The following is a 12450-nucleotide window of genomic DNA, read 5'->3' as shown; positions in this document are numbered from 1 at the left end:
GATGAAGCCGCTGTACCTTGCCTCTGGATCGCCGCGCCGACGTGAATTGCTCACGCAGATCGGCGTGCCATTCTCCGCCATCAGTGCGGACATCGATGAAACCCCGCTACCCGAAGAATCGCCTTCGGCCTATGTCGAGCGCCTGGCGCGCGGCAAGGCCGAGGCCGGTCGCCGTACGCTCGTGTCCGACGCGGCGTTTTGCGTGCTGGGGGCGGACACCGCCGTGGTGCTCGACGGCAAAATTCTCGGCAAGCCGGTGGACGAAGCCGATGCATGCGCCATGCTGATGATGTTGTCCGGCAAGGAGCATGAAGTGCTGACGGCCATCGCCGTGCTCGAAGGCCCGCGCTGTGAGTCGCGAGTGGTGCGCAGTCTGGTGCGGTTCCGCCCGATCAGCCGCGACGAAGCCGCCGCCTACTGGGCCAGCGGCGAGCCCCGGGACAAGGCCGGCGGTTACGGCATTCAGGGCCTGGGCGCGGTGTTTGTCGCGGGCCTCAACGGCAGCTATTCGGCCGTGGTCGGGCTGCCGGTTTGCGAAACCGCAGAACTGTTGGGCCATTTCGGCATACCCTGTTGGCAACACCTGCACGCGCAATGAGCGTCGTACGAATCAAGATGCGGCCATTATCGTGAACATGCCTGAACGAGATCCTGCCATGAGTGAAGAGATTCTGATCAACATCACGCCGATGGAATCGCGTGTGGCGGTGGTCGAAAACGGTGTGCTGCAAGAAGTCCATGTCGAGCGCACGCAGAAACGCGGGATCGTCGGCAACATCTATAAAGGCAAGATCGTGCGCGTGCTCCCGGGCATGCAGGCGGCGTTCGTCGACATTGGCCTGGATCGCGCCGCGTTCATTCACGCCTCGGAAATTTCCCTGCGCGAAGGGCCGGCGGTGGAGAGCATCAGCTCACTTGTGCACGAAGGCCAGAGCCTGGTGGTGCAAGTCACCAAGGACCCGATCGGCTCCAAGGGCGCGCGCTTGACCACACAGCTGTCGATCCCGTCGCGCTATCTGGTGTATATGCCGCGCACGGCGCACGTCGGCATTTCCCTGAAGATCGAAGACGAAGCCGAACGTGAGCGCCTCAAGCAGGTGGTCAGCGATTGCGTGGCCAAGGAAGGGATCAAGGAGGCCGGTGGTTTCATCCTGCGTACCGCCGCCGAAGGCGCCGGGGCCGATGAAATCCTCATGGACATCCGCTACCTGCGGCGCCTGTGGGATCAGATCAACGCGCAGATCCAGACCATTGGCGCGCCGAGTGTGATTTACGAGGACCTCGGCCTGGCCCTGCGCACCCTGCGCGACCTGGTCAGCCCGAAGATCGAGAAAATCCGTATCGATTCCCGGGAAACCTTTCAGAAAACCACACAGTTCGTCGCCGAACTGATGCCGGAAATCGCCGATCGTCTGGAACACTATCCGGGCGAACGACCGATTTTCGACCTGTATGGCGTCGAAGACGAAATCCAGAAAGCCCTTGAGCGCAAGGTGCCGCTGAAGTCCGGCGGTTACCTGGTGGTCGATCCGGCGGAAGCCATGACCACCATCGACGTCAACACTGGGGCGTTCGTCGGGCATCGCAATCTCGAAGAAACCATCTTCAAGACCAACCTCGAAGCCGCCACCGCCATTGCCCGTCAGCTGCGCCTGCGCAATCTGGGCGGGATCATCATCATCGACTTCATCGACATGGAAGATGAAGAGCACCAGCGTCAGGTGCTGCGCACCCTGGAAAAACAGCTGGAGCGTGATCACGCCAAGACCAACATCATCGGCATCACCGAACTGGGCCTGGTGCAGATGACCCGCAAGCGCACCCGCGAAAGCCTTGAGCAGGTGCTGTGCGAGCCGTGCAGCAGTTGCCAGGGGCGCGGCAAACTGAAGACTCCGGAAACCATCTGTTACGAGATCTTCCGGGAGATTCTGCGCGAAGCCCGTGCCTATCAGGCCGAGGGCTACCGGGTCCTGGCCAACCAGAAAGTGGTGGACCGCTTGCTCGATGAAGAATCCGGTAACGTCGCCGAGCTTGAAGGGTTTATCGGTCGGACCATACGCTTTCAGGTCGAAACCATGTATTCCCAGGAACAATATGACGTGGTGCTGCTCTGAACCCCTGCGGCACATTTAATCCACAACGGCTGGCCTCAGCTTTTCGCAGTTTTTTCGCCATGGGAGCCAACTGACATGGAGCGTCTGACACGCATTTTGGCCGTACTCACCCGCTGGGGGCTGGGCCTGTGCGCGTTGGTTCTGGTGTTGATGGCGTTGTACGTCAGCCTCGGTCGGGAACTGACGCCACTGGTGGCGGAGTACCGCACCGAGATCGAAGACAAGGCCAGTGCGGCCCTTGGCATGCCGCTGCAGATCGGCGAACTGGAAGGCAACTGGAGCGGATTTGCACCGATCCTGCTGGCCCATGACGTGATGGTCGGCGACGGCGCCAATGCCTTGCGTCTGGATCGGGTGCGCGCGGTGCCGGATCTCTGGGCCAGCCTGCTGGCACGTGAAGTGCGTATTGCCCATCTGGAATTGAACGGCCTGAAGATCAGTGTCAAGGAAGCACAGGACGGCACCTGGGCGCTGGAAGGCCTGCCGGTGCAGAACGATCAGCCGCTGGATCCCGAGCAACTGTTCAACCGTTCACAAATGATTCAGCAACTGTCGGTGCTCGACAGTCAAGTGACCGTGCAGCCGCTGGATCACGCGCCGATGACCTTCACGTATGTTGGCATCAACCTGAAAACCGGTGCCAGCCGGCAGCGTCTCGACGCGCGTTTGACCTTGCCCGACGGGCAGCCGGTGGCTATGAGCCTGCGCACGCGGATTCGCCCCACGCAATTGCCGGACAGCGCCGTGGAGGGCTACGTCAGCCTGCCGCAAAGCGACTGGTCGAAGTGGCTGCCCGAGCGCTTGACTCAGCAGTGGAATTTTTCCGAGATCAAGGCCGGTGGCGAACTCTGGGTGAACTGGAACGACGGTGCCCTGCAGAGCGCCGCCCTTCGTTTGAACGCACCACACCTGACCGGCGCCTACGCCGAGCGCAAGCCGATCCAGATCGATAATCTGGCGCTCAACGGCTACTACCAGCGCGACGATGACGGCGCGATTGTCACCCTCGACTCGCTGGCGATGAATTTCGGCGAAACCCGCTGGGAGTCTCACGTACAGATCAAGCAGACAGCGGCGACCGATAAAGTCGAAGAACTCTGGCATTTACAGGCTGACCGCCTCGATCTGACGCCGATCACCCCGTTGCTCAATGCGCTGGGGCCGTTGCCGGAGAGCTTCGCCACCGTCGTTGATCACCTGAAAGTGACGGGTGGGCTGCGCAACGTGCTGCTGGATTTCCGTCCGAACGCCACCGACGGCTCGAAATTCGGTTTCGCGGCCAATCTGGATCAAGTCGGTTTCGATGCCTATCACGGTGCCCCGGCGGCGCGAAACGTCAGTGGCAGCCTCAGCGGCAACCTCGACGGTGGCGAGTTGCGCATGGACAGCAAGGATTTTGTCCTGCACCTCGACCCGATCTTCGCCAAGCCATGGCAATACATCCAGGCCAACGCGCGGTTGACCTGGAAGCTCGACAAGGACGGTTTCACCCTGATTGCGCCTTACCTGAAGGTGCTGGGCGAAGAGGGCAAGATTGCCGGTGACTTCCTGATCCGCCTGCACTTCGACCATACCCAGGAAGACTACATGGACCTGCGCGTCGGTCTGGTCGATGGCGACGGTCGCTACACCGCCAAGTACCTGCCCGAAGTCTTGAGCCCGGCCCTCGACGAGTGGCTGCGCACAGCGATTCTCAAGGGTGCCGTGGACCAGGGCTTCTTCCAGTATCAGGGGTCGCTGAGCAAAAACGCCAAGGATGCTGATCGCAGCATCAGCCTGTTCTTCAAGGTGCATGACGCCGAACTGGCGTTCCAGCCGGGCTGGCCGCACGTGAGCAAGGTCAGTGGTGACGTGTTCATCGAGGACAGTGGCGTGCGTATCGTGGCTGATAAGGGGCAACTGCTCGACACCCAGGTCAGCGACGTTTTCGTCAACATTCCCCATGTGCCGGCCGGGCAGCCTACGCATCTGCTCCTCGACGGCGGGTTTGCTGGCGGGTTGGGCGATGGCCTGAAGATTCTGCAGACCGCGCCGATCGGTACCGGCGAAACCTTCGCTGGTTGGGAAGGCGAGGGTGATCTGCAGGGCAAGGTCAAACTCGACATTCCGCTGGAAAAGGGCGATCTGCCGAAGATTCTCGTCGATTTCAAGACCGCCAATGCGCGGCTGAAACTGGCTGAACCGAAACTGGAACTGAGCCAGCTCAAGGGTGATTTCCGTTTCGACAGCGCCAAGGGCCTGAGTGGACAGAACATCTCCGCCCGGGCTTTCGACAAGCCGGTGACCGCACAGATTTTCGCCGATGGCAGCCCGAACAAGCTCAAGACACGGGTCGCGGCTTCCGGGCAGGTCGAGGTCAAGAAACTCACCGACTGGCTGGGTGTGAGCCAGTCGTTGCCGGTGTCCGGGACCATTCCGTATCAACTGCAGGTCAACCTGGACGGCACCAACAGTCAGCTGACGGTCAGTTCCAGCATGAAAGGCGTGGCGGTGGACCTGCCGGCGCCGTTCGGCATGTCGGCCGAACAGGGCCGTGACACGGTGTTCCGCATGACTCTGCAAGGCCCGGAACGGCGCTTCTGGGTCAGCTACGATCAGTTGGCCAGTTTCACCTTCGCTGCGCCACCGGGCAATATCGCCGAGGGTCGCGGTGAGCTGTTCCTCGGTACCGGCGATGCACTCCTGCCGGACGCCAAGGGCCTGCGCATCCGCGGTGTACTGTCAGAGCTGGACGTCGCACCGTGGCAGGACCTGGTCAACAAATACGCCGGCAACGATCCGGGTGGCAGCGCCAAGCAATTGCTCAACAGTGCTGATTTCAAGGTGGGCAAGCTCACCGCATTCGGCACCACGCTCGATCAGGCCGCCGTGCAGGTCAATCGCAAGCCATGGGCGTGGAATCTGTCGCTCGACAGCCAGCAGGCCAAGGGTTCGGCCAGCCTGCCCGATGCCAAGGGCCAACCGATCGCGGTCAACCTGCTATACGTGCGGCTGCCGGCGCCGGATCCGACGGTGCAGGCCGACGAGAATGCGCCCGATCCGCTGGCGTCCGTCGACCCGACGAAGATTCCTGCGCTGGATATCACCATCAACCAGTTGTTCCTGGGCCAGGATCTGGTTGGCGGCTGGTCGTTGAAGGTGCGTCCGACGGGCAAAGGCATCGCCCTGAACAACCTCGACATGGGCCTCAAGGGCATCCTGTTGCAGGGCAATGGCGGCTGGGAAGGTGCGCCGGGTTCGACCAACAGCTGGTTCAAGGGCCGGATCAGTGGCAAGAACCTCGCCGACGTGCTCAAGGGCTGGGGCTTTGCGCCGAGTGTGACCAGCGAAGAATTCCACATGGACGTCGATGGCCGCTGGCCAGGCTCACCGGCATGGCTGGCGACCAAGCGCTTCTCCGGCACGCTGGATGCCTCGCTCAATAAAGGTCAGTTCGTCGAAGTGGACGGCGGCGCGCAGGCATTGCGGGTGTTCGGTCTGCTCAACTTCAACTCCATCGGGCGCCGTCTGCGTCTGGATTTCTCCGACTTGTTCGGAAAAGGTTTGAGCTATGACCGGGTCAAGGGTCTGCTGGTGGCCAACGCCGGTGTGTACGACACCCGCGAGCCGATCCGCCTGACCGGGCCGTCGAGCAACATTGAACTCAACGGTACGCTGGACCTGGTGCGTGATCAGGTCGACGCGAAATTGCTGGTGACCTTGCCGGTGACCAACAACCTGCCGATTGCTGCGTTGATCGTCGGTGCACCAGCGGTCGGCGGGGCGTTGTTCCTGATCGACAAGCTGATCGGTGACCGCGTGGCCCGCTTCGCCAGCGTCAAGTACACCGTCAAAGGCCCGTGGAAAGAGCCGAAAATCACCTTCGACAAGCCTTTTTAACTAGCAGAAACTACCCCTTGGCAGGAGCTGCCGAAGGCTGCGATCTTTTGATTTGGTTTTTTTAGAGTCAGATCCAAAGATCGCAGCCTTCGGCAGCTCCTGCAAGGTTATGTGCAGATCCAGAGGAGCGGCCATGTCTTTAGCGGTGATTCAAATGGTCAGCCAGAGCGATGTGCTGGCCAATCTGGCCCAGGCCCGACGTCTGCTCGAGCAGGCTGCGGCCGGCGGCGCGAAGCTGGCGGTGATGCCGGAGAACTTCGCCGCCATGGGCCGTCGCGACATTGCCGCCATCGGCCGCGCCGAAGCACTCGGCGAGGGCCCGATCCTGCCGTGGTTGAAACAGACCGCCCGCGACCTCAAGTTATGGATAGTGGCCGGCACGTTGCCGTTGCCACCGCCAGGTCAGCCGGATGCCAAGTCGCATGCCTGTTCGCTGCTGGTCAACGATCAGGGCGAAACCGTGGCGCGGTATGACAAGTTGCACCTGTTCGATGTCGATGTGGCGGACAATCGCGGGCGGTATCGCGAATCCGATGACTATGCTTATGGCAGTGGCGTGGTGGTGGCGGACACGCCGGTGGGCCGAGTGGGTCTGACGGTGTGTTACGACCTGCGCTTTCCGGAGCTGTACAGCGAACTGCGCGCCGCCGGTGCCGAGTTGATTACCGCCCCGTCGGCCTTCACCGCAGTGACGGGTGCGGCACACTGGGACGTGCTGATTCGCGCCCGGGCCATCGAGACGCAGTGTTATGTGTTGGCGGCAGCACAGGGCGGGACCCACCCGGGACCGCGGGAAACCTTTGGTCATGCGGCGATTATTGATCCGTGGGGCCGCGTGCTGGCGCATCAGGATCAAGGCGAAGCGGTGTTGTTGGCCGAACGCGACAGTGATGAACAGGCGTCCATCAGGGCGCGAATGCCGGTGGCGAATCATCGGCGGTTTTTCTCGCAGGGCGCACAGCGGCCTGCTTCAGAACATGAATTTAAGGCGTAAACCTATGAGCGAGTTGTTGTCCTCAGTCAGTGATCACCTGTTGGCGCCCGGCGGCGTGACCCTCGAGAGCCTGCAAGGCGTGCTCGGCGATCTGGCAGGGCCGGGCATCGATGCGGCCGACCTGTATTTCCAGGGTCAGATCTCCGAGTCGTGGTCGCTGGAAGACGGTATCGTCAAGGAAGGCAGCTTCAACCTCGACCAGGGCGTTGGCGTGCGTGCGCAATCCGGTGAAAAAACCGGTTTTGCCTACAGCAATGCGATCACCCTCGAAGCCCTCGGCGCTGCGGCCCGCGCCGCACGCTCGATCTCCCGCGCCGGGCAGAACGGCACGGTGCAAGCGTTCTCCACCCAGGATGTCGCGCAGTTGTATGCGCCGGACAACCCGCTGGAAGTGCTGAGCCGCGCCGAGAAAGTCGAATTGCTCAAGCGCATCGACGTTGCCACCCGCGCTCTTGACCCACGGATTCAGCAGGTCAGCGTGAGCATGGCCGGGGTCTGGGAGCGGATTCTGGTGGCGTCCACCGACGGTGGTCTGGCCGCTGATGTGCGTCCGTTGGTGCGTTTCAACGTCAGCGTGATCGTCGAGCAGAATGGCCGCCGCGAACGCGGCGGGCATGGCGGTGGCGGGCGTACCGACTACCGTTACTTCCTCGCCGAAGACCGCGCCATGGGTTATGCCCGTGAAGCGCTGCGTCAGGCGCTGGTGAACCTGGAAGCGATTCCGGCCCCGGCCGGCACTTTGCCGGTGGTATTGGGTTCGGGCTGGTCCGGCGTGCTGCTGCACGAAGCGGTCGGCCACGGTCTGGAAGGCGACTTCAACCGCAAGGGCAGTTCCGCCTACAGCGGGCGCATGGGCGAGATGGTCGCGTCCAAGCTGTGCACCATCGTCGATGACGGCACCCTGAGCGGTCGTCGCGGTTCGCTGAGTGTCGACGACGAAGGCACCCCGACCGAGTGCACCACGCTGATCGAGAACGGCGTGCTCAAGGGCTACATGCAGGACAAGCTCAACGCGCGCCTGATGGGTGTGGCGCGCACCGGCAATGGTCGGCGCGAGTCCTACGCGCATCTGCCGATGCCGCGCATGACCAACACCTACATGCTCGGTGGCGAAAGCGATCCGGCGGAAATAATCGCGTCGGTGAAGAAAGGCATCTACTGCGCCAACCTCGGCGGCGGTCAGGTCGACATCACCAGCGGCAAGTTCGTGTTCTCCACCAGCGAAGCGTACCTGATCGAAGACGGCAAGATCACCGCACCGGTCAAGGGCGCGACATTGATCGGCAACGGCCCCGAGGCGATGAGCCGGGTGTCGATGGTCGGGAACGATCTGGCGCTGGACAGCGGAGTGGGTACGTGCGGCAAGGACGGGCAGTCGGTGCCGGTGGGTGTCGGTCAGCCGACGCTGAAGATCGATGCGATTACCGTGGGTGGCACGGGCGCATAAATAAACCAGCTGCAGGAACTGCCGCAGGCTGCGATCTTTGCTTTTTCAAGATCAAAAGATCGCAGCCTGCGGCAGCTCCTACAGGGGCGAATATCAACGCAGGCCGCGTTGGGTATCGTCCAGCTCACGGATGTATTTGAAGATCTTGCGGCTGGAAGCAGGAGGTTTGTTTTGCGCAACCTCGTGCTGAGCCTGACGGATCAGGGAACGCAACTGCTGGCGATCGGCGTCCGGGTACTCGACGACGAATTTCTCCAGCACGGCATCGTCACCGGCGATCAGGCGGTCACGCCAGCGTTCGAGGTTGTGGAAACGCTCGTTGTACTGACGGGTGGAGGCATCGAGTTGATCGAGCAATACCAGAATCGCGTCAGTGTCCTGATCGCGCATCAGTTTGCCGATGAACTGCAAGTGCCGTTTACGCGCGATGTTCGCGGTGTGCTTGGGCGCATCGGCCAGGGCCCGGCGCAAAGCGTCGGTCAATGGCAGTTTTGCCTGCAAGTCGGGCTTGAGTGTTGTAAGGCGCTCGCCAAGGTCAACCAGAGCATGCAGCTCGCGTTTGACCTGAGATTTGCTTTTTTCTCCCGTATCGAGGGAGTCGTCGTAAGAATCAACCATGGTGGCAGTCCGCAAAGAAACGCCGCCATGATAACCAGTCGGGGGCCGCTTGTCCGGCCCGGTCGCTCGATGACCCCAGCCGAAAGCAGAATTTGAGTGGAGATGAGCATGAGTGCAGTTCAAAGCGTCGGCCCGCAGGCATTGCCGGCACTGCAGGAACAGGTCGAGCAGATCATCGCCGAAGCCAAGCGTCAGGGCGCCAGTGCCTGCGAAGTCGCGGTGTCGCTGGAGCAGGGTTTGTCGACGTCGGTGCGCCAGCGTGAAGTCGAGACGGTCGAGTTCAACCGCGATCAGGGCTTCGGCATCACCCTGTACGTCGGCCAGCGCAAAGGCTCGGCCAGCACCTCCGCCACCGGGCCTGATGCGATTCGTGAAACCGTCGCCGCCGCACTGGCGATCGCCAAGCACACCTCTGAAGACGAAGCTTCGGGCCTGGCTGATGCGGCGCTGATGGCCAAGGATCAGCAGGATTTCGACCTGTTCCACGAATGGGACATCACCCCGGAGCAGGCCATCGAGAAGGCGTTGCTCTGTGAAGCGGCGGCGTTCGACGCGGATGCGCGGATCAAGAACGCTGACGGCACCACCCTCAGCACTCATCAGGGCTGCCGCGTGTATGGCAACAGCCACGGTTTCGTCGGCGGTTACGCGTCGACCCGACACAGCCTCAGCTGCGTGATGATCGCCGAAGCCGACGGCCAGATGCAGCGTGATTACTGGTATGACGTCAATCGCCAGGGCAGTCTGCTGGCGGATCCGGTGAGTATCGGCCAGCGTGCCGCGCAACGGGCAGCGAGTCGTCTGGGCGCGCGTCCGGTGCCGACCTGCGAAGTGCCGGTACTGTTTTCCGCCGAGCTGGCGGGCGGGTTGTTCGGCAGCTTCCTCTCGGCGATCTCCGGCGGCAGTCTGTACCGCAAGTCCTCGTTCCTTGAAGGCACGCTGGGGCAGAAGCTGTTTCCGGAATGGCTGACCATCGACGAGCGTCCACACCTGATGCGCGCCATGGGCAGTGCGTCCTACGACGGTGATGGTCTGGCTACCTATGCCAAGCCGTTCGTCGAAAAGGGCGAGCTGGTGTCGTACATCCTTGGCACGTACTCCGGGCGCAAACTCGGCATGCCGAGCACCGCCAACGCTGGCGGCGTGCACAACCTGTTCGTGACCCACGGTGATGAAGATCAGGCGGCATTGCTGCGCCGTATGGGCCGTGGCCTGTTGGTGACCGAGCTGATGGGCCATGGCTTGAACATGGTCACTGGCGACTATTCGCGCGGGGCGGCGGGTTTCTGGGTCGAGAACGGCGAAATCCAGTTCGCGGTGCAGGAAGTGACCATCGCCGGCAACATGCGCGACATGTTCAAGCAGATCGTTGCGGTCGGTAATGATCTGGAACTGCGCAGCAACATTCGTACGGGCTCGGTGCTGATCGAGCGGATGACTGTCGCGGGCAGCTAACCTCAAATTCCGCTACGCAAAAAGGCGCGCCACCCAATTCGGATGGCGCGCCTTTTTTATGCCCAGCTTCGGCAGCTCTTGCCAAGGCACTCTTGTTTTGGTTCTCATTATCATCTAATAATGAATCTCATCTCCGAACGAGTCCCGGATCATGAGTTCTGCCTTGCACGAGCAGCCGTACCTCGAAAGCTGGCGCTGGATGAGTCGCCAGATCCGCTGCGCGATGGATCCTGACGAACCGCGCCTGATCGAACATTACCTGGCCGAAGGCCGTTATCTGGCCTGCTGCACGGCTACCTCTCCCTGGACCATCGCTGAAACCGCCTTCCATCTGCTGCTCGACACGGCCACCGACATCGCGTTGCCGTGGCACTGGCGCAGCCTGTGTCTTGATCAAGCCTGGCGTCCGTTGCGTGAAATGGAGCGCCTGTCGCTGTGCAACTGCCGGCTCCAGCGTTGGCAGCGCTACACCTGGCAGCTCGCCACCTGCGAACTGTTCCCCTCGATTCCTCTTATTGAACTGGTGCAAGGATTTTCAGATGACCAAGACACGTATTGAGCGCGACAGCATGGGCGAACTGCAGGTGCCGGTGGACGCTCTCTACGGCGCGCAGACCCAGCGTGCGGTGGATAACTTCCCGATCAGCGGCAAACCGATGCCGACCCAATTCATTCGCGCGCTGATCCTCGCCAAAGCCGCCGCGGCGCGGGCCAACGTCGAACTCAACCAGCTCAGCGCGGCGCAAGGCAAGGCCATCAGTGACGCGGCGCAAGGCCTGCTCGAAGGCGACTTCATGCAGCATTTTCCGGTGGATATCTTCCAGACCGGTTCCGGCACCAGCTCCAACATGAACGCCAACGAAGTGATCGCGACCCTCGCCAGCCGTCTGCTGGGCGAACCGGTCAATCCGAACGATCACGTCAACTGCGGCCAGAGCAGCAACGACATCATTCCGACCACCATTCATGTGAGTGCCACCCTGGCGTTGCACGAGCAATTGCTGCCGGCGCTGCTGCACCTGGTACAGGTCATCGAAAACAAAGCCGGGCAGGTGCACCAGCACGTCAAAACCGGTCGCACGCACTTGATGGACGCGATGCCGGTGCGCATGAGTCAGGTGCTCAATGGCTGGGCGCAGCAGCTCAAGGCCAATATCGCTCACCTGCAGGATTTGCTCCCAAGTCTGCAATCGCTGGCGCAGGGCGGCACGGCGGTGGGAACCGGGATCAATGCCCACCCGGAATTCGCCGCGCGCTTCAGTCGCCACCTGAGTCAGCTGACCCATGTGCAGTTCACCCCGGGCAAGGATCTGTTCGCCCTGATCGGTTCGCAGGACACCGCCGTTGCGGTCTCCGGCCAGCTCAAGGCCACCGCCGTGTCGCTGATGAAAATCGCCAATGACCTGCGCTGGATGAACTCCGGTCCGCTCGCCGGTCTCGGTGAAATCGAACTCGAGGGCCTGCAACCGGGCTCGTCGATCATGCCGGGCAAAGTCAATCCGGTGATCCCGGAAGCCACCGCGATGGTTGCCGCCCAAGTGATCGGCAACGACTCGGTGATCACCATTGCCGGGCAGTCGGGCAACTTCGAGCTGAACGTAATGCTGCCGGTCATTGCCCAGAACCTGCTGAGCAGCATCGAGTTGTTGGCCAATGCCAGCCGTCTGCTTGGTGACAAGGCCATCGCCAGCTTCAAGGTCAATGAGGCACGACTCAAGGAAGCGTTGGCGCGCAACCCGATTCTGGTCACCGCGCTCAACCCGATCATTGGCTACCAGAAAGCTGCCGAAATCGCCAAGCAGGCCTACAAGCAGGGCCGCCCGGTGATCGACGTCGCGCTGGAGCACACCGACCTGTCGCGCAGCCAACTGGAAGAGTTGCTCAACCCCGAGAAACTCACCGCTGGCGGCGTGTAAATCCCGCAACCGCTTTGGAGGTTCACC

General features: G+C 61.9%; 9 protein-coding genes. 8 read left to right on the top strand and 1 reads right to left on the bottom strand.

Translation table 11 applies throughout. The features are described from left to right. The first annotated feature begins 1 nt into the window (after nt 1). The 5 genes from J5M57_RS04830 to tldD all read left to right on the top strand — a co-directional run bounded on the left by J5M57_RS04830 (nt 2) and on the right by tldD (nt 8434). Nucleotides 2-598, top strand: a complete 597-nt coding sequence (locus tag J5M57_RS04830) for a Maf family protein (RefSeq protein WP_207847750.1) — start codon at nt 2-4, stop codon at nt 596-598. 58 nt (nt 599-656) lie between these two features. Beyond that, a complete protein-coding gene (rng, locus tag J5M57_RS04825) occupies nt 657-2114 on the top strand; it encodes a ribonuclease G (protein WP_064585972.1) in 1458 nt (485 codons plus the stop codon). Between the two features lie 75 nt (nt 2115-2189). Further along, a complete protein-coding gene (locus J5M57_RS04820; protein ID WP_207847749.1) occupies nt 2190-5993 on the top strand; it encodes a YhdP family protein in 3804 nt (1267 codons plus the stop codon). Between the two features lie 133 nt (nt 5994-6126). Further along, nucleotides 6127-6987, top strand: a complete 861-nt coding sequence (locus J5M57_RS04815) for a carbon-nitrogen hydrolase family protein (RefSeq protein ID WP_207847748.1) — start codon at nt 6127-6129, stop codon at nt 6985-6987. 4 nt (nt 6988-6991) lie between these two features. After that, entirely contained in the window at nt 6992-8434 is a 1443-nt protein-coding gene (tldD, locus tag J5M57_RS04810) for a metalloprotease TldD (protein ID WP_169843099.1), read from the top strand. 93 nt (nt 8435-8527) lie between these two features. Here the strand turns inward: tldD and yjgA are convergent, their stop codons facing one another. Continuing rightward, on the bottom strand, nt 8528-9052 hold the full coding sequence (gene yjgA, locus J5M57_RS04805) for a ribosome biogenesis factor YjgA (protein ID WP_003221672.1): 525 nt from the start codon (nt 9050-9052) through the stop codon (nt 8528-8530). A 102-nt stretch (nt 9053-9154) separates the two neighbouring features. On the opposite strand from yjgA, the gene pmbA reads away from it, so the two are divergent. The 3 genes from pmbA to J5M57_RS04790 all read left to right on the top strand — a co-directional run bounded on the left by pmbA (nt 9155) and on the right by J5M57_RS04790 (nt 12423). Then, complete coding sequence (gene pmbA, locus J5M57_RS04800) at nt 9155-10507, top strand: metalloprotease PmbA (RefSeq protein WP_169844030.1); 1353 nt, start codon at nt 9155-9157, stop codon at nt 10505-10507. 151 nt (nt 10508-10658) lie between these two features. Further along, a complete protein-coding gene (locus tag J5M57_RS04795) occupies nt 10659-11066 on the top strand; it encodes a FagA protein (protein ID WP_207847747.1) in 408 nt (135 codons plus the stop codon). Then, nucleotides 11047-12423, top strand: coding sequence for a class II fumarate hydratase (locus tag J5M57_RS04790; RefSeq protein WP_064585978.1), 1377 nt, complete (start codon nt 11047-11049; stop codon nt 12421-12423). The genes J5M57_RS04795 and J5M57_RS04790 overlap by 20 nt, the downstream gene beginning before the upstream one ends. Nucleotides 12424-12450: the final 27 nt, after the last annotated feature.

This window comes from Pseudomonas sp. 86_A, from assembly GCF_017491705.1.
GTDB lineage: Bacteria > Pseudomonadota > Gammaproteobacteria > Pseudomonadales > Pseudomonadaceae > Aquipseudomonas > Aquipseudomonas koreensis.
This window is presented reverse-complemented; position numbering and strand designations above follow the sequence as displayed.